Source organism: Hephaestia mangrovi (assembly GCF_019880555.1).
In the GTDB taxonomy this organism is placed as follows: Bacteria; Pseudomonadota; Alphaproteobacteria; order Sphingomonadales; family Sphingomonadaceae; genus Sphingomonas; species Sphingomonas mangrovi.
Window position 1 is genome coordinate 15,545 of record NZ_JAINVU010000009.1, and the last position, 22,188, is coordinate 37,732.

Here is a 22,188-nt window from a genome sequence, read left to right on the forward strand (position 1 = left end):
GTCGCCGGCACGCGCTCGGCGGGCATGCCATTGCAGTAATCGACAATCCTTGCCTCGATGAACCTATCCGGCTTTTCGGCACAGCCTCAATTCGCGCTGGCGACGAGCTCGCGTACGGCAGCGGTATCGCCCTCCGCTATAATCCCAAAAACGGGGACATTGGCCTTGCTGGCGGGCGGCGGCGCGATCTTGTCCTTGGCGTAGCTGTTCACCGTCTTCACCACCTGGCTGAGCGGCTCGCCGTGGAAATACAGCATGCCGCGCGTCCACGACGTGGCAAGATCGGCATCGGCTTTCTGGCTGGCGCCGATATAGGCCACGCGCGCCGATTGCTCCGGCTTGACTCCGAACGAGACTTGATCGCCCTTGCGTGCGATGCGGGCGATTTGCTCCTGATTGTCCTTGCTCGCCGAAGCGACGGCGATCCGGATGACGCCCTCGACGACGGTGACCTTCGCGCTCGATTCGCCGTCGAGCTTGACGTCGAAAGCGGTGCCGACCGCCTTCACCTCGCCACCTGCAGCCTGCACGATGAAAGGGCGTTGCTTGTTGTGCGCCACCTTGAACAGCGCCTCGCCGCGATCGAGCCGGACCAGCCGACGGCCGGGCGTATAGGCGACCTCGACACGACTCTGCGCGGCCAAGGTGATGACCGACCCATCGTTCATGTCGATAACCCGCCGCTCGCCATCGCCTGAGGCATAAGCGAGCGTCGGGGTGCCATGCTCGCCGAACAGCGGCACGTGGAGCCCGGCCGCCAGCAGCGTCACGCCCGCGACCGAAGCCGCGGCGGCCAGCGCGATACCGTGCAAGGCGATCGATCGCCACCGCGACGCGCGCGGCACCGGATCAGGCGGACGATCGAACGTGCCGAGCCATGACCAGAACGCCTCGGCCTCGTCACGCTCACGCGCGTCGATCGCAGCATCACGTTCGTCGAACATGCGTTCGAAGGCGCGATCGGGACGGTCGCCCAACGGGATACCTTCGTCGATCATCGGCCGGTCGTCCGGCGATGGCCGAGCCGTTTGTAGAGATGGCTGGCGGCAGCAATCAGATGCTTCTGGACCATGCGCTGGCTAATCCCCAGCCGGGCCGCGATCGTGCCGGTATCGAGATCGTCGAAACGACGCATCAGGAACACCTGCTGGCATCGCACCGGCAGCTCGGCGAGCGCGCTTTCGAATAGGGCTTGCAGGTCGCCGTGGTTGCGGCGATCCTCCTGCTCGGCCGGAACCGCCACGGCATCTTCCGCAAGCGGCTCCGCGGCCGCCAGCGCGGCCCGGCCACCGCGATGCAGGTCGGCGAGCAGGTTGCTGGCAATACGGAACAGATAGGCCTGCGGCTCACTGACCGGATTATCACGAGTGCGGGCAAGCAGGCGAACATATGATTCCTGCACCAGATCCTCGACCAGATCGCGATCCGCGACCCGTCGTGCCACGAACGACCGCAGCGCGGCGAGATACACCGTGACCTCATCGTCCGGGCGTGCCGGCGCTTCATCCACCCTGACCAGATCGCGACGCATCGCGGTGATGCTTCCTTATGGTTCCCCCTGAGCATTTGACGGCGCACCCGATCAAAAGCGAACCAAAAAAGGCATTTGCGCAAAAAATTTTCAATAAGCGGCAGATTCGAGTTCGTTTCGGACAAGCAAACCCGTCTTGTTATCTGAAAGGCGCAACAGCGCCGCGCAAAGGGGACCGACATGAAGATGAAGATGATCCTGCTGGCCGGGGCGGCCGGCATGATGGCGACGCCGGCTTTCGCCACGCAGGCGAGCACGCCGATCGCCCAGCATCAGTTCGCGATCAACCTGCCGGCGCAATCGCTGGATTCGTCGCTGTTCCAGATTTCACGCATGACCGGACTGCAGATCCTGTTCACCGATCGCGCGATCACCGCGCTGAAGGCGCCGCCGCTGATCGGCCATTACACGCCGCCGCAGATGCTCGACACGGTTCTCGCCGGCAGCGGCTACACCTACCGCTTCACCACCGGAGACGCGGTGCGCATCGTTCGCAACGGCAAGGCACGAATAAGCGCGATCGACTATCAGGCATCCGAGGACCAGCCGGTTGCTTCGTCCGGCCCGACCACAGGCGGTACGCAGGTCGCGTCCGTGCCGGAGCAGGCGTCCACCGAAGCGCAGCCCGAGATCGTCGTCGTCGGCACGCAGATCCAGGGAGCGCAGGTCAGCAAGGCGCTGCCCGTCACCGTGCTCGACCAGAACCAGATCACCGCGACCGGCGCGGTTTCCGGCGATGAATTGTTCCGGTCGATCCCGCAGCTCGGCGACGTCTCGTTCAATTCGGCCTATCTGCCCAACAGCTCGAACGCGGCGCGCGGCGACGTCGGCTCAGTCAACCTGCGTAATCTGGGCGTCGGCAACACGCTGGTGCTGATCGACGGCCGCCGCGTCGTCCACCACCCGACCAGCCGGGCCGACGACAATCTGGTGCCGGTGCTGACCTACAACACCAACGCGATTCCCGTCGCCGGCATCGACCAGTTGCAAGTGCTGCGCGACGGCGCGGCGGCGATCTACGGCTCGGACGCGGTGGCCGGCGTAATCAACGCCGTGCTGCGCAAGGATTACCACGGCGCCAGCCTCGATATGCAATACGGGCTCGCCCAAGGCACCTCGATGCACGAGTTCAGCGTCAACGGTGTGACCGGGCTCGACCTCGGCGACAAGGGCAACATCACCATCTTCGGCGATTATACGCACCGTTCGATGCTGCGCGCCGCCGACCAGGATTATACCGCATCCTCCGACAAGCGCGACCTGTTCGCCGGCACGCGGTTCGACGGCTCGACCTCGCTCGACGGACGATCGAGCACCACGCCCTGGGGCTATTTCCAGGTCGTCGGCGCCAGCGGCGGCGCCTATCAGGGCAGCACCCGCATCACCTCGTCGGGCGGCTATTTCCACATCCAGCCGCAGACCAACCCCGGCTGCCTGTCGGACCTCGCCAACGGCATCTGCATCGACGACGGCTCGATCTCGACCTCGGGCGACGATCGCAACCTGCGCTACGACCGGGTGGCGGCATCGAACCAGACGATCATGCCCGAAACCGATCGCGGCAACATCTATGCGACCGGGCATTACGACCTCTCGCCGGACCTCGAATTGTTCGGCGAAGCGGGACTCTATCTCGCCAAGACGCGTAGCTGGCAGACTTCGACCTACACGCTGAGCGCGACGCCGATCACCATTCCGGCTTCCAATTATTACAACCCGTTCGGCCCCGTGACCTTCGCCAACGGCACCGCCAATCCCAGTCGCCTGCCGGGGCTTACCAACGTGCCGGATTCGGGTTTGCCGGTGACGCTCAAGACATATGATTTCTCCGACACCGGGGCCAACCTCGTCCTGGTCAAGAACAGCGAGTATCGGCTGGTCGGCGGCTTGCGCTGGCAGCTCGGCCGATTCCATCTCGAATCGGCGGGCACCTATTCGGAAGCGCGCGTCCATGACCGCTCGCAGGGACTGAGCGCGACCTTGCTCCAGCAGCAGCTCGCCCTGTCGACGCCCGACGCCTATGATCCGTTCAACGGCGCCAATCTCGCCAACCCCAGCCTACGCGACGACACCGTGAGCAGCCAGTCGTCGATCGATGCCGCGCGGATCTGGGCCAACCGCGTCTCCAAGGCGACGCTGGCGATGTGGGATTTCAAGGCAACCACCGATCGCCTGCTGTCGCTGCCCGGCGGCGATCTGGGCATCGCGATCGGCGGCGAGGTGCGGCGCGAGACGCAAAGCGACAATCGCGATCCGCGTGTCGATGGCACCACGACGTTCACCGACATGGTCACCGGCAAAACCTATGACAGCGACCTGATCGGCACCAGCGCCTCACCAGACACCTTCGGCGCGCGCACCGTCGAGGCGGCCTATGCCGAACTCGCCGTGCCGGTCATCTCTCCCGAGATGGGCGTGCCGCTGATGCGCAATATCGAGCTGCAGATCGCCGGCCGCTTCGAACATTACAGCGATGCCGGCTCGGTGGCGAAGCCCAAGATCGCGGGCTCGTGGGACGTGTTCGACGGGCTGAGACTGCGCGGTTCCTATTCCGAAGGCTTCAAGGCGCCAAATCTCGAGCAGGTCAACGCAACCCTGGTCACCCGATCGAACACGCAGACCGATTGGGTGCGATGCGAGGCCGATCTGCGCGCCGGGCGCATCGCTAGCTTCGATGATTGCAGCGAATCCTATTCGGTGACGTCACGGCGCTCGGGCAATCCCGACCTCAAGCCGGAGGAATCGCGCACTTGGTCGGCCGGCATCGTGCTGGAACCGAAGTTCATCCCGTCGCGCTTCGGGCGGCTGACGCTGACCGCCGACTATTGGGATGTCCACCAGACCGGCATCGTTGGCCTGTTCGGCGCCAACAATGCGACGATCGAGGACTATCTGCTGCGCACGCAGGGGAGCAGCAATCCCGATGTCGTCCGCGCAGCGCCGACCGCCGACGACATTGCCCAGTTCGCCGGCACCGGCATCGATCCGGTCGGCCAGATCCTGTACGTCACCGATGCCTATCGCAACCTGTTGCCGCAGCACGCCTCGGGAATCGATTTCGGCCTGACCTGGCGCCTGCGCGATACCGGGATCGGCGACTTCACGCTGAATCTCAATGCCGCCTATCTGCGCAAATTCTATCAGTCGCCCTCACCCGACGTCGCCGCGCTGATGGCCGCGCGCGATGCCGGCGAGATCGACGCCAGCACCTATATCAGCGGCGGCGGCGATCTCGTCCGCCAGGACGGCAAGCCGCGCTGGAAGGGCTCGGGTAGCCTGACCTGGTCCTACAAGCAGTTCCAGATCGGCGCCTACAGCCAATATACCGGGTCGATCTACGACAACGGCCTGACCGACAGCGCGGGCGAGGCCTGGCTGGTGTCCGACCAGCTCACCTTCAACCTTTACGGCCAGGTTACCGTCGGCCAGCGCGACTCGCGCCAGTACCAGTTCCGGCTCGGCGCGCGTAACCTGTTCGACAAGGCCCCGCCGCTGAGTTCGGATGGCTATTACGCGTCGCTCTACAACCCGTATGGGCGTTATCTCTACGTCAACGTCCGCACCTCGTTCTGATCGGATGACTTTCATGCTCGAACTGCGGAGCCCGATTGGGCGGGCGGCGGCCTTTGCTGCCCTCGCCGGCCTTTCCCTCACACCGGCGGGCGCGCGACAGGCGACAGCCCCGCCCCACCCGGCTGCTTATGCCAAGACCGGCGGCGACATCGTCGGCTATGGCGAGATCCACCATCCGGTGATCGGCCGCGGCGGCATGGTGGTCGCCCAGAACGGCTACGGCACGAAGGTCGGGGTCCAGATCCTGCGCAAGGGCGGCAATGCCGTCGACGCGGCGGTGGCGGTGGCGTTCGCCGAAGCCGTGTCGCTGGCGCGTGCGGGCAATCTCGGCGGCGGCGGCTATATGCTCGTCCACATGGCCGCGCATGGCGGCAAGCCGGCAACGACGGTCGCGATCGACTATTACGGTATCGCGCCGCACCGGGTGACGCCCGACCTGCTGCTCGACAAGACCGGCAAGTTCGATCACGCGCTTACATGGTCGTTCAAGGGCGTCGCCGTGCCGGGCACGGTCGCGGGGCTATGGGCGGCGCACAGCCGGTTCGGCAAACTGCCCTGGGCCGAGGTGGTGCAGCCGGCGATCGACCTCGCTACCGACGGCGTCATCCTGAGCGACGCGGAAGCCGACGCCACCGCGCAGGAAGCCAAGGCACTGGCCAAGGACCCCGGCGCGCGCGCCATCTACCTGAAGCCCGACGGCAGCCCCTACAAGGCCGGCGAGCTGTTTCGCCAGCCCGACCTCGCGGCGACGCTGACGGCGATCCGCGACCATGGCCGCGACGGGTTCTACAAGGGGCCGGTCGCCGACAAGCTGGTCGCGGCGATGAAGGCCAATGGCGGCATCATCGACCAGCAGGACCTCGACGATTATCACGCCGACGTCACGGCGCCGGTCTGGTCGAGCTATCGCGGGCAGCGCATCGCCTATATGCCGCCGACCGCTTCCGGCGTGAGTGTCGCCGAGGCGATGAACATCCTCGAACATTTCCCGATCACCAGGATGGGCTGGGGCAGCGTCGCCGACCTGCATACGCTCGCCGAGACGCTGAAGATCGCCTCGTCGGATCGTCGCCTGGTCGGTGGCGGGCCGGATTGGCACACGCCGACCGACGGGCTGGCGAGCAAGGCCTTCGCCGCGAAACGTGCCGCGCTGATCAAGCCGGACAGTTCGCTCAGCGCGAAGACGATGCCCGACGGCGATCCTTATCCGTTCGAGGGCAAGGACACGACGCACTTCTCGGTCGCCGATGCGCAAGGAGACGTGGTCAGCAACACCTACACGCTGAGCGCGTCCTATGGCGCGCATGTCGTGGCACCGGGGACCGGCTTCCTGCTCAACAACTCGCTCGGCAACCTCGCCTGGGGCGACTGGGCCAAGACGCACAAGGCCACCGAGGTGGTGCCCGGCAAACGCGTCGGCTCGACAATCACGCCGCTGATCGTGTTCAAGGACGACAAGCCGTGGCTGGTCAGCGGCACGCCCGGCGGCGGCACGATCATTTCGACGATGGTGCAACTGCTCTCCAACGTGATCGATTTCCACCTCAACATCGCGGAGGCGGCCGAACGCCCGCGCATCAACCAATATGGCGGTGACGGCCCCTTGGAGATGGAAGGCGGCTATTCGCCCGACGTCGCCCGTTTGCTTGAAGCCAAGGGGCACGAGGTGGTGCCGTCCAAGACGATGGGCAGCACGCAATCGATCATGATCAACGGCGATCGCTTCCTCGGCGCCGCCGACACGCGCCGTCCCGACGCGCTGGCGCTCGGGGTCCGCTGACCATATCGTCATCCCGCGCACGATCGCAATTTCAGGCTATAGCGCGGGACCGAGCGGAAATGCGATCCGGCGTCGAGAGGGAAATGCTCGACCGCGTCTTGCTCGACCGCGTCTTGATCGTCGCCGGGGATCGCGCATGGCGGAGCCGGCGTTCGACTTCGCCTCGTTCAGCGCAACATTTGTCGAGGATATGAATGAAACACACGCTTCCGTTTTTCGCCGCCGCGCTTGCAGCCCTGCCAGCCCATGCCCAGACGACCGTGCCGGCACCGACGCTGGACGTTGCCGCCGCAAAGGCGAGGATCGATGCGTCGCTCGACAAGGATTATCCGCACCTGTTCGAGGTCTACAAGGACATCCACCAGCATCCCGAACTGGCCTTTCAGGAAAACCGCACCGCCGCGTTGCTGGCCGGCGAAATGCGCAAGCTTGGTTTCCAGGTGACCGAGCATGTCGGCAAGACGGGCATCGTCGCGATCTACAAGAATGGCGAGGGGCCGACCGTGCTGGTGCGCACCGAGCTCGACGCATTGCCGTTGAAGGAGAAGACGGGGCTGCCCTACGCCAGCACGGCACAGCAGACCGTCGACGGCAAGCTGACCTATGTCGACCATGCCTGCGGGCACGATTCGCACATGGCCTGGTGGCTGGGCGCTGCCGAGGCCTTGCTGGCGATGAAGGACCAGTGGCACGGCACGTTGATGTTCATCGGTCAGCCTGCCGAGGAGATCATCAGCGGCGCCAAGGCGATGCTCGCCGATGGCCTGTTCAAACGCTTTCCGATGCCCGATTACGGTTTTGCTGCGCATGTCGGGCCGGCGCCGATCGGCACCGTCGGCATCAAGGAAGGCGTGATGAGCTCTGCCTCCGACACGATCTACATCACCTTCCACGGTGTCGGTGCGCATGGATCGATGCCCGACAAGAGCATCGACCCGATCGCCGAAGCCGCGCATTTCGTGACCGACGTGCAGACCGTGATCAGCCGGCAGAAGGACCCGAAGCAGTTCGGCGTGATCACGGTGGGTTCGTTCAATGCGGGCACGGTGGCGAACATCATCCCCGATCACGCCAATCTGCAGCTTACTCTGCGCTCTTTCTCGCCGGATGTGCGCAAGCTGATCAACGACGGCGTCGCGACCACGGCGAAGGCAGCCGCGATGATGGCGGGCGCGCCCGAACCCGAGGTAAAACACATGTTCGGCGCGTCGCCGGTGATCAACGACATCGCCTTGTCCGACACGATGAGCGGCGTCATGAAAACCGCGTTGGGCGATGACAATGTGACGCTGGCGCCGGCTTACAAGCCGGGCGGCAACGCCAGCGAGGATTATTCGGAATTCGTTGCGGCGGGCCTGAAGAAATCGGTCTATTTCAGCATCGGCGGCTATGATCCCAAGATGATCGCCGACTACAAGGCGAAGGGCAAGCCGCTGCCGGTAAACCACTCGCCCTATTTCGCGCCGGTACCGGAGCCGGCGATCCGCACCGGCGTCCGCGTGCTGACGCTGGCGGTGCTGGAGGTTGCCGGCAAATAAGGCTCGTGCCCGTTTTCGGGGCGGTGCGACGCCCGCGCGCCGATCCCATCTCGTCCGCCATGTTCGATGGCGGTGCTTGAGCATGCGCCACCGAAGAGACTTGCGCATCGGCTCAGTTTGGCCGGTTCTAGTGGCCATAGAGCATTGATATTCGATTTCAGGAGCTCACCGTTGCGGAAACAGATCCTTATCGGCGGCGCAGCGCTGGCGCTTGCCGCGAATGCCCAGCCGACCCTTCCCAGCCACCCGAAGGCTGAAGCGCAGGCACTCGACCTCGCCGAACAGGCGATTTCATTGCGATCGGTGAGCGGCCCCGGCAACCAAACGCCCCAGGTCGCCGCGCTTTACAAGGCCGCGCTGGTTGCGGGCGACTTCGCCGACAGCGACGTCACCATCACGCCGGTCGACGATACCGCCTATCTGATCGCGCGCTGGCCGGGCAGCGACGCCAAGCTCAAGCCACTGGTGATCTCGGGGCATATGGACGTGGTCGCGGCGAATCCCGCCGACTGGCAGCGTGATCCGTTCAAGCCGGTGGTCGAAAACGGCTATCTGTTCGGGCGCGGGGCGACCGACATGAAACTCGACGGGACACTCGCCATCGCCTCGTTGATCGAGCTGAAGCGCGAAGGCTATCATCCGCGCCGGACCATCATTCTGGAATTCTCGGGCGACGAGGAAACCGCGATGAAGACCAGCGCAATTATCGCCGACAAGCTCGCGGACAGCGATCTGGTGCTCAATATCGACGGCGGGGGCGGCACGCTCGACGAGAAGACGGGCAAACCCGAATATTTCACCTGGCAAGGCGCCGAAAAGACCTATGCCGATTTCGAGCTGACCGTCACCAATCCTGGCGGCCATTCGTCGATGCCCCGCAAGGACAATGCCATCGTCCAACTCTCAAAAGCGCTGGTGAAGATTGGTGCTTATCAGTTCAAACCCGAGCTAAGCGATCTGACTCGATCTTATTTCCTTACCGCCGCACAATATGAAGACCCCGAAATCGGCGCGGCGATGCGCGCGTTCGCGGGCAATCCCGCCGACGCGCGGGCGATCGCCACGCTTTCGGCAAACCCGGCGACGATCGGCAAGATCGGCACGACCTGTGTCGCGACGATGATCGACGGCGGGCACGCGCTCAACGCCCTGCCGCGACGCGCCACTGCGAACGTCAACTGCCGGATCTTTCCCGGGCACAAACCCGCCGACATCATGGCGGAGCTGCAAAAGGTGGTTGGCGATCCCGCGGTATCGTTCAAAGACGTAACGGTGGGATCGGTACCCAACGACGCCTCGCCCCGGCGCGCCGACTTCATCGACGCAGTGCACGACGCGATGAGCAAGGTTTATCCCGGCGTGCCGGTGTTCCCCAGCATGGCATCGGGCGCGAGCGACAGCATGTGGTTTCGTTATCACCATGTGCCGAGCTATGGCGCGAGCCCGGTGTTCATCAAGGAATCGGACGATTTCAGCCACGGATTGAACGAGCGTACGCCGATCGCAAACATCCGTCCCGCTATCGACTATTATCTCATACTGTTGCCCGCGCTGTCCAAATAGCGCGGGACATCGGTCAATTGCCGCCTCGGGCATAGATCTTTTCTCGGCCGATCGGCCGCCCCGTTCGATTCGGCGGAAGCCGATGCACGCGCCGCCGGCTGCGCGACCGGCAATCGAGAAATACGGAAAAAAAGCGACGTCGGTCCTGGGTGATCGGTGTCAATCGCGCCATTGACATCAAATTCCATTTGATGAAATAATATGCCACTATATAGAAATCGGGTAGGCGAGGACGCGATGGGACCAAGCAAGCGATCGCGGTTGAAAATTGCCGCGCTGGAAATCGGGCTCGTGGCTGCGGCGCAGCTTGCAGCCATGCCGCTGATGGCAGCGCAGCAGGCCTCCCCCACCGCCCAGGTTCCGCGAGACTGGATCGATCCGCATACCGGGCATCGCATCGTTCGCCTGTCGAACGAGCCGGGTAGCCTAAGCCTCTATTTCAACTACGACGCCTATACCCCCCAAGGCGACAAGATGGTCATCACCACGCCCCGCGGCATCGCGGCGATCGACTTGAAGACGTTCAAGGAAAGGCCGGTTCGCGACATCGCGGTGCCCTATCGGCTGCTGTTCACTGGCCACAAGACGCGCAACGTCTATTACGAGACGCTGTCGAAAGACGCCGACGGCCCGAAGACCGTGTATGCGGTCGACATCGATACCGGCAAGCAGCGCAAGATCACCGACATCGCGCATGGCGACATCCAGACGATCAATGCCGACGAGACGCTTTTGGGCGGGGTGATGACCGACCCAACAGCCTCATCGCAATCGCTCGACTATTTCAAGAAAAGCGACAGCCGCTTCGGCCAGGCCAATTATCAGGCGAAAGGCGCCGATGGAAAGCCGTTGCCCTATGCGGATGCCAAGGAAATCCGCATGAACGAGCGGCTCGAGGCGAAAATCCCTATGACGATGTTCGTCGTCGATACGCATACCGGCCAGCAACGCGCGATCTATAGTTCGACCGACTGGCTGAACCACCTCCAGTTCTCGCCGACCGATCCCGCCCTGCTGATGTTCTGCCATGAAGGCCCGTGGCAGAAGGTCGATCGATTGTGGCTACTGCATCTCGACCAGCCCGGTGCCAAGCCGGTCAAGATCCACCAGCGCACGATGAACATGGAGATCGCCGGCCACGAATGGTTCAGCACCGACGGCAAGACCATCTGGTACGACCTGCAAACGCCGCGCGGACAGGATTTCTGGGTGGCCGGCTATGACATCGCGACGGGCAAGCGCACCTGGTATCACCTCACGCGCAACGAATGGTCGGTTCATTACAACCAGTCGGCCGATCGTTCGATGTTCTCCGGCGACGGCGGGGACCCGAACATGGTTGCCCACGCGCCGGACGGCAAATGGCTATACCTGTTCACGCCCCATCGCGTGATTCCCGATGCCGGCATTCCCTCCCCCAATTCCGCATCGCTGATCGAACCCGGCTATTTCACTGCCGAAAAGCTGGTCGACATGACAAAGCAGGATTACCGGCTGGAGCCGAACGGCAAATTCTCGCCCGACGGCAAATGGCTGATCTTCCGATCGAACATGTTCGGCCCGAGCTATGTTTTCGCGGTCGAGCTCGCCAAGTCGCCCCGATAACCAGGAACCAGCGGGACGCTACTCTTGACAGATGCCCAAACTGGGTTCAATTTCATTTTATAGAATAATATTCCACATTATGGATCGGAGAGGAAGCCTTGTCGAGCGTTCGCCTTGTCTCTAGCCGCCGCAGCATCTGGCTATCGGCCACGGTACTTGCCACTGCGAATGTGCTGCTGTGCCCAGCCGCCGCCTCGGCCCAGACGCAGAGCGCGACGACGCCGGAACCGGTGACATCGCCGGCCGCGCCGGAAGCCGATTCACAGCAGCCTGCCGGCGCGGACATCGTCGTCACTGGCTTCCGCGCGAGCCTCGCCTCGGCGATCCAGACCAAGCGCAATTCCAGCGAGATCGTCGACGCGATCAACGCCCAGGACATCGCGTCCTTCCCCGACGCAAACCTTGCAGACTCGCTGCAGCGCATTCCGGGCATCTCGATCGAACGTGACGGTGGCGAAGGTCGCGACATCACCGTGCGCGGGCTCGGCGGCAATTTCAGCCGCACCCGCTTCAACGGGATGGAGACGGTATCGAGCACGACGGGCTCCACGCTGGGCGCCGGCGTCAATCGCGGCCGCGGGTTCGATTACAGCGTGTTCGCTTCCGAACTGTTCAACTCCATCGTCGTCCACAAGACACAGTCCGCGAATGTCGACGAAGGCTCGCTGGGCGCGACCGTCGACCTCCAGACCGCGCGTCCGTTCGATCACCCCGGCTTCCAGGCGGCGGTATCGGCGCAAGGCGCCTATTACGACATCAACAAGAGCTGGGAGCCTCGCCTCGCCGGCCTCGTCAGCAAGACGTTCGACAACGACCGCTTCGGCATCCTGCTTTCGGCTGCATACAGCAAGCGGACGATCCAGGAGGATGCCTATTCGGATACCTCGCTGGCCGATTTCAGCGACATCAACAGCGGCTTCTGTCCGGTCGTTCCAGGCTCGATGGTCACGCCGGTGAACCCGCTGGTCGGTAGCACCCCGCACGCCTCGCAATGCGTGCCCGCGACCGGCGACTATCCCGGCTCGACACCGGATGCGTACAATACCGTCAATCAGCCCAATGTCTTCGTGCCGCGCCTGCCTGGCTACGGGCGCTTCATCGATCGTCAGGAGCGGCTGGGCATCACCGGATCGGTCCAGTGGCGGCCCAGCGATCACTCGCTGATCACGATCGACGCCGCTTTCTCGCGCCTGCATCAGGACAAGAACGACCTCGCCACCAACCCGATCAGCCTCAATCGCGGGCTGGGCTCGCCGCCGGCGGGCTCGGGGCTCGATCCGGCGCTGTTCGCCGGGCGTCCGAACATGAAGATTCGCGATGCCCAGGTCGATAGCAACGGCCAGCTCGTCTACGGCGTGTTCGACGACACCGATTTCAGCGTCGTCAATTCGCACGATATCTCGACGACGCGCTTCTATCAGGCCGATATTCATATCGAGCAGGATCTCGGCGATCGCGGCAAGCTCAATATCATGTACGGCCAGGCGGATTCCTATTTCGATAATCCGTATTCGCGGCTGGTGACGTTCAGCCGGTTCGACAGCAACGGCTTCGTCTACGATGCGCGCACCAACCCCAAGGAGCCGCTGCTCGACTATAATTTCGACGCCACCGATCCCTCGAACTGGAGCTTCCAGAACGGCTATGACAGCATTCGCGAATATGCCTCCACGGTCGACAACCGTCTGAAGAACCTGAAGCTCGATCTTCAGTACAAGCTCAACGATGCGATCACGGCGCGTGCTGGCGTCGCCGCCAAGCGGTTCAATTTCATTTCGACCCGTGAGCAGCGGCTGGTGTCGAACACCAACATCCCGGCGCTGCCCAGCGGCGTGACGATCGGCGACCTGAGTTCGATGGTGACGATCAACGATATCGGGCTGCCCGCCGGCTCGACCAATTCGTTCATCGTGCCGAACATCGACAAGATCATGGAATTGTACGGCGTCGATTGCCTCTGCCAGAACCAATATGGCGATTGGCGGATCGGCAGCCTGGGCACCGGATCGCAGGGCGACAACCGCTCGGTGCAGGAGCAGGATCTCAGCCCCTATCTGCAGGCGGATTTCGATTTCGATTTCGCCAACGGCATGACGCTGCGCGGCAACATCGGCGTTCGCTATGCCAAGACGTGGCAGCGCTCGCAGGGCTATGTCGGCGATGGCGTGCTCACGATCGCCAAACGCAGCTATGGAGACTGGCTGCCGTCAGCCAACTTCGCCCTCGACATCACGCCCAAGCTGACCGCGCGCATCGCCGCGTCGAAGGTGATGTCTCGACCCGAACTGGGCTATCTGACGCCGGGCGGCTCGATCGGCACGGCGCAGACACCGTTCACCGCGACGGTCGGCAATCCCTATCTCGATCCTTATCGCGCGACCAATTTCGACGCCGGTCTGGAATGGTATTTTCAGCATGGCGCAATCTTGTCGTTCGACTACTTCCACAAGGATCTGAGCAGCTTCGTGCAGCAGATCACCTCAACGACGACCTACGCCGCAGCCGGTTTGCCGCTGTCGCTGCTGACGTCCAATCAGGATCCCAACACCACCACCAACATCACGACCTATGAAAACACCAGCGGCGGCAAGATCGACGGCATCGAGGTGCAATATCAGCAGCCCTTCACCTTCCTGCCGGGCTTCCTCAAGCACTTCGGAGCGATCGTCAATTACACGCATATCCATTCGAACATCAGCTATATCCTGACGACCCAGGCCAGCGGCCCTTCGCTGTCGGCCCCGTTGGTCGATGCCTCGCCCAACGCCGCCAACGCGACGCTTTATTATGAAGATTCGAAGCTGTCGGCGCGCGTTTCGCTCGCCTATCGCGACGAATATGTCCGTCAGGTACCGCTGCGGTCGGGCCTTGCCGATGTCACCGGCGCCTATGGCAGCACCAATGTCGACGCGTCGCTGTCGTACAAGATCACGCCGCACGTGACGCTGACGATGGACGCCCTTAACCTGACCAATGAGGCAACTAGCTATTGGGACGGCCAGGATCGCCGCGATCAGCAGGTCTATAGCAAGACCGGCCGCCAGTTCTTCTTCGGTGCGCGCTACAAATTCTGATTTCGAAGGCTCTGCCGCCGCGCCATCCTCCCCAGGCGCGGCGGTAGAGATCAGGGAGAAACCGACATGAATTCATCGTGGCTCGTTGCCGCCGCCACCCTGTCACTGGTCCAGGCCGCGCCGCCGACGCCCCCGAAACCAGCCCCGACCGTACCTGCGACCGCCAAGGAGACGCGCCCGCGCATTTTCATCGCGAGCGATTCCACCGCGGCGCGCTACACCCGCTCGCAATATCCGCAGATGGGCTGGGGCATGTTCCTACAGTGCATGGTGCCAACCGACCTGCAGGTGATCGACATGGCGCACGGCGGGCGCAGCACCAAGACTTACGTATCCGACGGGTTCTGGCAGCAATTGCTCGACCAATTGAAACCCGGCGATACGGTGCTGATACAATTCGGCCATAACGACGAAGACACGACCAAGATGTACCGTCATGTCGATCCGCCGCAATATGCCGAGAACTTGACCAAGTTCGTCGCTGACGTTCGCGCGCGGCAGGGTGAACCGATCCTGATCACCCCGATCGCGCGCGACGAGTTCAATGCGGACGGCACGATCAAGGAAACGCATGGCGCCTGGGCGCAGGCGGTTCACAAGGTCGCCGCCGATACGCATACGCCATTGATCGATCTGGATGCCCGCGCTCAGGCATTTTTCGGCCATGTCGGCGCCGGCAAGGCCGATCGCTATTACATGATCTACACGCCCGCCGATCATATCGCGCGATTCCCGCAGGGACATCACGACACCACGCACCTCAATGAGCTTGGCGCGCGCGTCGCGGCGGTGCTGGTCGGCCAGGGGCTGAAATCGATCGACGGTCCGCTGGCACGCGAGGTCCACACGCCCGACCCCGCCACGATCACCGCGCACGGTTCGCCGACCTGCTGGTGAGCGGCCACTTGACGTGTCAGCGCGGATCGATCCTGAAGTTGCGATAGCGCAGGTGGCTCTTCGTCGTGCGCAGCGCGAACCAACCGCGCGTATAAGGCTGCGGATCGTCATAGGAAAACAGCGTCTGGCCGTCGCGGCGCACGACGACATGGCCACCATAGGCAATCAGTTCGATGTGCGTCCAGGCGTTGGGCCGCAACATGGCCGACTTTGCCTTGAGATCGTTGACCGGCAGCAGCGGCCGATCCCCGGGACGGCCGACATAGCGGCGGAATCGCGTTGTCGTGTTCCGATTGCCGCCGATGCCGACATAATAGGTCTGGAGCGTATCGTAGGTCGCGAAGGCCCCGCTACGCTGCGCAAGCGGCGCCGTCCCCGGCTCGCCGGCCTCATGCGCCATCCAGAAGGCGTTGACGTCGCTCACGGCGTCATTGGGACCACCCTTCGCAACCGCCTCCACGTCGAAGCTGATGCTGACGGGGCCGGTCAGCGGACGGCGGAACCACAGCGAAATGCCCTTGGGCGTATCGACATCAAGAATTCCGCCGCGCGCGGACACCTTGGCCGGCGCTTCCGCCTCTATGCGCCATTTCGCCAAGCCGTGACGAAAATCATCGGTAAGCGCCGGCGCGGCAGCGGCGAGGCTGGCAGCGAGCAACAACATGGCATTCCCCTGCGATCGATCGGCATCGGATACTGGCCAACTATCATAAAATGGAATATATTGTCATCATTTGGCAAATATGGAGCATTGGGGGGCGTGGTATCGCGATGGAGCGCAGGCATGATCGCCGCGGGGCTGTTGCTCGGTAGCGGTGCGCACGCCGCCGACGCCCCTCATCTGGCGTTCGCGCTGGACGGTGCACGCAGCGGCTATACCGACGTCACCGCGGACCATCTCTATGAACCAGGCACCTATGGCTATGAAGCGACGTCGAAACCCGGCGACCGTTTGTTCTCGGTCGCCGTGCCCGAGGGGGTCTATCGAGTCAGGCTGACATTTGGCGATCGCCCCGGCGCGGTAACGGTCAAGGCCGAGAACCGGCGGCTGATGCTGTTCGACGTGCCGACCGGACCAGGCCACCAGGCATCGCGCGAATTCCTGGTGCCCGTGCGTACGCCGGCGCTTGCACCGCCGCCGCCCAATGCGCCGGGCGGGGCGGCGGTGCGGATCAGCGATATCGAGCGCAAAACCCGGGAATGGGACGACAGGCTGACGCTCGAACTGCTGGGCGATGGCGACGTTTCGACCATCTCGATCAACCCGGTCGACGCGCCGACCGTGTTCCTGGCCGGTGATTCTACCGTCACCGATCAACCATATGAGCCGACTGCCAGTTGGGGGCAGATGCTGCCGGCGATGATCGACGACACGGTTGCGGTCGATAACCACGCCTGGTCGGGCGAAACGCTGAAATCGTTTCTTACCGAGCTGAGGCTCGACAAGGTGCTGGCGCTCGCGAAGCCGGGTGACTGGCTGCTGATTCAGTTCGGCCATAACGACCAGAAGGCGAACTGGCCGCAGACCTATGCCGATCCGCGTTACACCTATCCAGCCTATCTGAAGGCCTATATCGCCGAGGCGCGGCGACGCGGCATGCACCCCATCCTCGTCACCTCGCCCGAACGGCGGATGTTCCAGCCCGACGGGACGCTAAAGCATACGCTGGCCGATTATGTTGACGCGATGAAGCGCGTCGCGGCGGAAGAAGGCGTGTCGCTGATCGATCTCAACGCGGCCAGCCGCCGCATCTACGAAACACTGGGCCCCGAGCGCGCGTCGCTCGCGTTCAACGATGGCGGGCGGGACCTGACGCACAACGACAATTATGGCGCTTGGATGCTGGCGCGCGTGGTCGCCGCCGGTCTGACCAAGGCCGCGCCGACATTGGCCGCTCATGTGCAGCCGGCATTTCGCGCGTTCGATCCCGCGCATCCGCCGCTGCCCGGCACGATCGCGATTCCCGCGAGCGGCGCCCACAGCGATATACGCCCGGCAGGCAATTGATGACGCGCCGCGAACTCCTGGCCGCTAGCGCGATCGCCGCGGTGCCGTTTTCGGCGCTGGCCGAAACATTGCTCGACGTGCGGGATTTCGGCGCACGCGGCGACGGTAAGACGCTCGACACGTATGCCTTCAACGCCGCGATTGTCGAAGCGGCCCGGCGCGGCGGCGGTGTCGTCCACATCCCGCGCGGGCACTATCGCTGCTTTTCGATCCGGCTGGCGAGCCGGGTGTCGCTGCTGTTCGAGGCCGGCGCGGTGGTCATCGCAGCCGATCCGGCACGGGACGGCGGCCAATATGACGCGGCCGAGGATCGCGGCCCACAACTCTATCAGGATTTCGGCCATAGCCACTGGCACAACAGCCTGATCTGGGGCGATGGCGTCGAGGACGTGACGATCAGCGGCCCAGGGTTGATCCTCGGCACCGGTCTCACCCGTGACGGACCCGGCGCCCGCTGGCACGCGCAGACCGGCGAGCGCCCGCTGTCGATGCAGCACATGAGCGCGGCCGAGATCGCCAAGCTGGAAAGCGACGAAGCGGCGATGCGCGGGCTGGGCGACAAGGCGATCGCGCTGAGGCTCGGCCGCCGCATCCGGCTCGCCGACTTCACGATCAGCCGTGGCGGCCATATCGCCATCCTGGCGACCGGGACGGAGGCGATCGAGATCGACAATCTGCGGATCGATGCCGAACGCGACGGCATTGACCTGGATGCCGTGAGAGACGCAACCGTCCGCCGCTGCCGCATCAACACGCCCAATGACGACGCCATCGTCCTCAAGTCCAGCCTGGCGCTGGGCCGGCCGATCGCCGCCGAGAACGTGACGATCAGCGATTGCCATGTCTCCGGCTACGATCTCGGCACGATGCTCGGCGGCAGCAATGGCACGACGCAGCAGCTCGCGCCCGACCGCGATCGGCCGACCGGCCGCATCAAGCTCGGCACCGAAAGCAATGGCGGTTATCGTAATGTGTTGATCGAACGGTGCCGCTTCGATCACAGCCGCGGATTGGCGCTTGAAACAGTCGACGGCGGCGACATGGAGAATGTCATCGCGCGTGATCTGGTGATGAACGACGTTACCACCGCGCCGATCTTCGTCCGCATCGGCAATCGCGCGCGCGGCCCCGCTGGCACCGGCATCGGATCAACGCGCGGCATTCGTATTGCCGATGTGAAGGCGACCGGCATCGATCATCGCTATCCCGCGATTCTCGCCGGTCTGCCCGGCCGTCCGGTCAACGATGTCACGATCACGCGCGTCGACCTCGGCTTTCGTGGCGGCGGCACCGCGACCGACGCCGCGCGGGTGCCGCCCGCGGTGCCGACCGCCTATCCCGAACCGAGCATGTTCGGCGTGCTGCCTGCCTGGGGCTTGTGGATGCGCCATGTTCATGCCGTCACGCTCGACCGCTTGACGATGATCATCGCCGCGCCCGATGCCCGGCCACCGATCGTCATCGGCAACGCCGCCGACATGCACGTCGCCGATACGCCGCTCTGGCCCCAGCGCAGGATCGTGAAATGACCACCACCCACGCCTTCCGCATGCGGCTCAAGCCGGGCGTCGTCGCCGAATACAAGAAGCGTCACGACGAAATCTGGCCCGAGCTCGCGCACCTTTTGCACGACAGCGGCATCCGTGATTATTCGATCTTCCTCGACGAAGAGACGCTGGGGCTGTTCGCCGTGCTGAAACTGACCGACGACAACAACCGCGACGCCCTGCCCGATCACCCCGTGATGAAGAAATGGTGGGATTATATGGCGCCGTTGATGGACGTGCATCCCGACAACCGGCCGGTCGAATGGCCGCTCATTCCGCTTTTTCATCTCGACTGACACCGGCCACACCAGGGCCCCAAGGAGCATTCATGGCTGCGATCACCCATTCCATTCCCCGCGACGAGGTCGTGGCGTCGATCGACAGGCTGATCGACAATTTGGTCAACATCAAGGACGAGACCGGCGAGTTCCTGCTGCGCCTTGACGACGGCCGCGTGATCGACACCAAGGGCTGGGCCGGCTGGGAATGGACGCACGGCGTCGGCCTGTTCGGCCTCTATCGCTATTGGGAGCAGACCGGCGACCAGAAGGCATTCGACATCATGCTGAAATGGTTCGAGGACCGCTTCGCCGAGGGCACGCCAACCAAGAATATCAACACGATGGCGCCGTTCCTGACGCTCGCCAATCTCTACGAACAGACCGGCGACATCACCTATCTGCCCTATCTCGATGTCTGGGCGGAGTGGTTGATGGCGCCCGATGGCCTGCCCAAGACCGAGGAAGGCGGCTTCCAGCACATCGTCTACAATGACGAAAACCCGCAGGAGATGTGGGACGACACGCTGATGATGTCGGTGCTGCCGCTGGCGCGGATCGGGCAGCTGCTCGGCCGGCCGCACTATATCGAGGAGGCGAAGCGCCAGTTCCTCATCCACATCAAATATCTGTTCGATCGCCAGACCGGTCTTTGGTACCACGGCTGGACGTTCGACGGGCGGCACAATTTCGCCGGCGCGTTGTGGGCGCGCGGCAATTGCTGGGTGACGATCGCGATCCCCGAGATCATCGAGATGCTCGACCTGCCCGAAGGCGACGCGTTCCGCACCTTCCTGATCGACACGCTGGCGGCGCAGGTGAAGACGCTCGCCGAGCACCAGGACGAAAGCGGGCTGTGGCACACGCTGATCGTCGATCCGTCGAGCTATCTCGAGGCGTCGGCCACTGCCGGCTTCGCCTATGGCATCCTGAAGGCCGTGCGGAAGGGCTATCTGCCGCGGCAGTACGAGGCCGTCGGCATCAAGGCGATCGAGGGTGTGCTCGCCCATATCGACGACACCGGCGAGCTGCAGCAGGTCAGCTTCGGCACCGCGATGGGCGAGACGATGCAATTCTACAAGGACATCGCGCTGACCTCGATGCCCTATGGCCAGAGCCTGGCGATCTGCGCGCTCGGCGAGTTCCTGCGCACCTACATCTGACGATAGCCGGGCGGGCGACCATACGGCGCCCGCCCGCGACAATGGCGCGGCTCGACACGCGCCCAACGAGAGGAAGCCCATCATGGCCAGTGACCCGGTCGCCACGCTGGATACCGCCCCTGCCCCGGCCCGGCAGCGGCCGATCCGGCTGATCAACTTCCTCGCCTATGGGTCGAACGACTTCCTGGGCGCTGGGTCGATGGCGGTCGTCTCCGGCTGGGTGCTGATCTTCTACACCAAATTCTGCGGGCTGAGCGCCGGGCAGGCGGCGACGATCTTTGCGATCGCGCGCATCCTCGACGCCTTCACCTCGCCGGTGATCGGCCATCTCTCCGATCATTTCGGCGGCACCTGGCTGGGGCGGACGTTCGGGCGGCGGCGGTTCTTCATCCTTGCGGCGATCCCGCTGCTGCCGGCCTTCGCGCTGATGTGGCTGCCGGGACAGGCGTTCCTCTATTATCTCGTCACCTACATCCTGTTCGAGATGGTCTATGCGATGGAGATCATCCCGTTCGAAACGCTCGCCGCCGAGATGTCGACGAGCTATCGCGACAAGACCAAGTTCGCGGGTTTCCGCATCTTCACCGGCCAGATCGCGGCGATCCTGGCCGGCTTCATGCCGATGTGGATCATCGACTATCTCGGTCGCGACAGCGCCTGGACCTTCTTCTACATGGGCGCGATCTTTGCGGTGCTCTTCATGGCAACCGCCGGGTTCCTGTACGCCTTCAGCTGGGAGCGGCAGCGCCCGCCGGCTCAGCCGAGTGAAACCGCCGCCGAGCGTGTCGGCATCGTCGAGACGTTCACGACGCTTTACCGCAACCTGTTTTCGACCATGCGCATCCGCGCGTTCCGGCTGCACCTCGGCATGTATCTCGGCGGCTATATCAGCCAGGACGTATTCAACGCCGCCTTCACCTTCTTCGTGATCTTCGCGCTGGCCGGCACCACCGCGATCGCCTCCGGGTTGCTCGGGTGGATGTACGTCGTGCAGCTGGTCGCCGTCGGCATCGCCATCAACGTCGCGCTGCGCAGTTCGCCGGGACGCGCCTATCGCATCGCCGCGGTGTCGTTCGGCGTCGGCACCGTCATCCTGATCGCGCAGTGGATGGCCGGCGTGCGCGGCGACAGCTGGATGCTGTGGATCCCGATCGTGTTCGCCGGGCTGGGCCGCGGCGCGCTCAACTACATTCCCTGGGCGACCTACAATTACATGGCCGATGTCGATGAGATCGTCACCGGGCGGCGGCGCGAGGGCAGCTTCGCCGGCGTGATGACCTTCATCCGCAAGGCGGCGCAGGCCGCCGCGGTCGCCGGCGTTGGGCTGATCATGGATTGGGGCGGGTTCCAGTCGAAAGCGGCGGTGCAGAGTCCGCAGGCGATCCACGTCGTCGTCTGGGTGCTCGGCGCGGGCACGCTGGCAGTGCTGGTGTTCGGCATTCTGGTCTCGCTGCGCTTCCGCATCGATCCCGTCACGCACCACATCCTGATGGAAGAGATCGAGCATCTGCGCGCCGGTCATACCGAGCCGAGTTCGCCCGAGGCCAAGGCGGTCGCCGAGAACCTGTCGGGCTGGCGGTACGATCAATTGTGGGGCCGCGCGATGCGCGGAGCATGATGAGGAGCGGAAC

15 protein-coding genes are annotated in these 22,188 nt (G+C 63.8%); 12 read left to right on the forward strand and 3 right to left on the reverse strand.

What is annotated here, in order from left to right; all coding sequences use genetic code 11:
- Positions 1–86 precede the first annotated feature (86 nt).
- Positions 87–998: a FecR family protein gene (locus tag K7G81_RS16120; RefSeq protein WP_223031857.1), complete on the reverse strand. Its 912-nt coding sequence runs from the start codon at positions 996–998 to the stop codon at positions 87–89.
- Entirely contained in the window at positions 995–1,531 is a 537-nt protein-coding gene (locus K7G81_RS16125) for an RNA polymerase sigma factor (RefSeq protein ID WP_223031858.1), read from the reverse strand. The genes K7G81_RS16120 and K7G81_RS16125 overlap by 4 nt, the downstream gene beginning before the upstream one ends.
- Before the next feature lie 180 nt (positions 1,532–1,711).
- Here K7G81_RS16125 and K7G81_RS16130 point away from each other — a divergent pair, with 180 nt between their 5' ends.
- The 7 genes from K7G81_RS16130 (at position 1,712) to K7G81_RS16160 (ending at position 15,561) form a co-directional block, all read left to right on the forward strand.
- Positions 1,712–5,104, forward strand: a complete 3,393-nt coding sequence (locus K7G81_RS16130) for a TonB-dependent receptor (RefSeq protein WP_255587197.1) — start codon at positions 1,712–1,714, stop codon at positions 5,102–5,104.
- A 13-nt stretch (positions 5,105–5,117) separates the two neighbouring features.
- A complete protein-coding gene (gene ggt, locus K7G81_RS16135; RefSeq protein WP_223031859.1) occupies positions 5,118–6,884 on the forward strand; it encodes a gamma-glutamyltransferase in 1,767 nt (588 codons plus the stop codon).
- Between the two features lie 194 nt (positions 6,885–7,078).
- Positions 7,079–8,422, forward strand: coding sequence for an amidohydrolase (locus K7G81_RS16140; RefSeq protein WP_223031860.1), 1,344 nt, complete (start codon positions 7,079–7,081; stop codon positions 8,420–8,422).
- 171 nt (positions 8,423–8,593) lie between these two features.
- The gene (locus K7G81_RS16145) at positions 8,594–9,985 is read left to right on the forward strand and encodes a M20/M25/M40 family metallo-hydrolase (RefSeq protein ID WP_255587198.1); all 1,392 of its coding nucleotides are present in this window, start codon (positions 8,594–8,596) and stop codon (positions 9,983–9,985) included.
- 261 nt (positions 9,986–10,246) lie between these two features.
- A complete protein-coding gene (locus K7G81_RS16150) occupies positions 10,247–11,590 on the forward strand; it encodes an oligogalacturonate lyase family protein (protein ID WP_255587200.1) in 1,344 nt (447 codons plus the stop codon).
- 98 nt (positions 11,591–11,688) lie between these two features.
- Positions 11,689–14,664 carry a TonB-dependent receptor gene (locus tag K7G81_RS16155; RefSeq protein WP_223031862.1) on the forward strand — a complete coding sequence of 992 codons (2,976 nt, stop codon included), beginning with the start codon at positions 11,689–11,691 and terminating at the stop codon, positions 14,662–14,664.
- Positions 14,665–14,730: 66 nt separating this feature from the next.
- Entirely contained in the window at positions 14,731–15,561 is an 831-nt protein-coding gene (locus K7G81_RS16160) for a rhamnogalacturonan acetylesterase (protein ID WP_223031863.1), read from the forward strand.
- Between the two features lie 16 nt (positions 15,562–15,577).
- Here the strand turns inward: K7G81_RS16160 and K7G81_RS16165 are convergent, their stop codons facing one another.
- A complete protein-coding gene (locus tag K7G81_RS16165; RefSeq protein WP_223031864.1) occupies positions 15,578–16,225 on the reverse strand; it encodes a DUF6250 domain-containing protein in 648 nt (215 codons plus the stop codon).
- Between the two features lie 120 nt (positions 16,226–16,345).
- Between K7G81_RS16165 and K7G81_RS16170 the strand changes: the two genes are divergently transcribed.
- The 5 genes from K7G81_RS16170 (at position 16,346) to K7G81_RS16190 (ending at position 22,175) form a co-directional block, all read left to right on the forward strand.
- Entirely contained in the window at positions 16,346–17,569 is a 1,224-nt protein-coding gene (locus K7G81_RS16170; protein ID WP_223031865.1) for a rhamnogalacturonan acetylesterase, read from the forward strand.
- The gene (locus K7G81_RS16175; RefSeq protein ID WP_223031866.1) at positions 17,569–19,098 is read left to right on the forward strand and encodes a rhamnogalacturonidase; all 1,530 of its coding nucleotides are present in this window, start codon (positions 17,569–17,571) and stop codon (positions 19,096–19,098) included. Before K7G81_RS16170 ends, K7G81_RS16175 begins: the two co-directional genes overlap by 1 nt.
- Positions 19,095–19,412: an L-rhamnose mutarotase gene (gene rhaM, locus K7G81_RS16180; RefSeq protein ID WP_255587201.1), complete on the forward strand. Its 318-nt coding sequence runs from the start codon at positions 19,095–19,097 to the stop codon at positions 19,410–19,412. Before K7G81_RS16175 ends, rhaM begins: the two co-directional genes overlap by 4 nt.
- 32 nt (positions 19,413–19,444) lie before the next feature.
- Positions 19,445–20,557 (forward strand): beta-galactosidase BglB, encoded by a 1,113-nt coding sequence (bglB, locus tag K7G81_RS16185; protein WP_223031867.1) that lies wholly within the window; start codon positions 19,445–19,447, stop codon positions 20,555–20,557.
- Positions 20,558–20,639: 82 nt separating this feature from the next.
- Positions 20,640–22,175 carry an MFS transporter gene (locus K7G81_RS16190; protein WP_223031868.1) on the forward strand — a complete coding sequence of 512 codons (1,536 nt, stop codon included), beginning with the start codon at positions 20,640–20,642 and terminating at the stop codon, positions 22,173–22,175.
- Positions 22,176–22,188: the final 13 nt, after the last annotated feature.

What these genes read in the sequence shown, in the direction of transcription:
- K7G81_RS16120 (WP_223031857.1), bottom strand. Translation starts at nt 998, where the DNA reads ATGATCGACGAAGGTATCCCGTTGGGCGACCGTCCCGATCGCGCCTTC.
- K7G81_RS16125 (WP_223031858.1), bottom strand. Translation starts at nt 1,531, where the DNA reads ATGCGTCGCGATCTGGTCAGGGTGGATGAAGCGCCGGCACGCCCGGAC.
- K7G81_RS16130 (WP_255587197.1), top strand. Translation starts at nt 1,712, where the DNA reads ATGAAGATGAAGATGATCCTGCTGGCCGGGGCGGCCGGCATGATGGCG.
- ggt (WP_223031859.1), top strand. Translation starts at nt 5,118, where the DNA reads ATGCTCGAACTGCGGAGCCCGATTGGGCGGGCGGCGGCCTTTGCTGCC.
- K7G81_RS16140 (WP_223031860.1), top strand. Translation starts at nt 7,079, where the DNA reads ATGAAACACACGCTTCCGTTTTTCGCCGCCGCGCTTGCAGCCCTGCCA.
- K7G81_RS16160 (WP_223031863.1), top strand. Translation starts at nt 14,731, where the DNA reads ATGAATTCATCGTGGCTCGTTGCCGCCGCCACCCTGTCACTGGTCCAG.
- K7G81_RS16165 (WP_223031864.1), bottom strand. Translation starts at nt 16,225, where the DNA reads ATGTTGTTGCTCGCTGCCAGCCTCGCCGCTGCCGCGCCGGCGCTTACC.
- K7G81_RS16170 (WP_223031865.1), top strand. Translation starts at nt 16,346, where the DNA reads ATGATCGCCGCGGGGCTGTTGCTCGGTAGCGGTGCGCACGCCGCCGAC.
- K7G81_RS16175 (WP_223031866.1), top strand. Translation starts at nt 17,569, where the DNA reads ATGACGCGCCGCGAACTCCTGGCCGCTAGCGCGATCGCCGCGGTGCCG.
- rhaM (WP_255587201.1), top strand. Translation starts at nt 19,095, where the DNA reads ATGACCACCACCCACGCCTTCCGCATGCGGCTCAAGCCGGGCGTCGTC.
- bglB (WP_223031867.1), top strand. Translation starts at nt 19,445, where the DNA reads ATGGCTGCGATCACCCATTCCATTCCCCGCGACGAGGTCGTGGCGTCG.
- K7G81_RS16190 (WP_223031868.1), top strand. Translation starts at nt 20,640, where the DNA reads ATGGCCAGTGACCCGGTCGCCACGCTGGATACCGCCCCTGCCCCGGCC.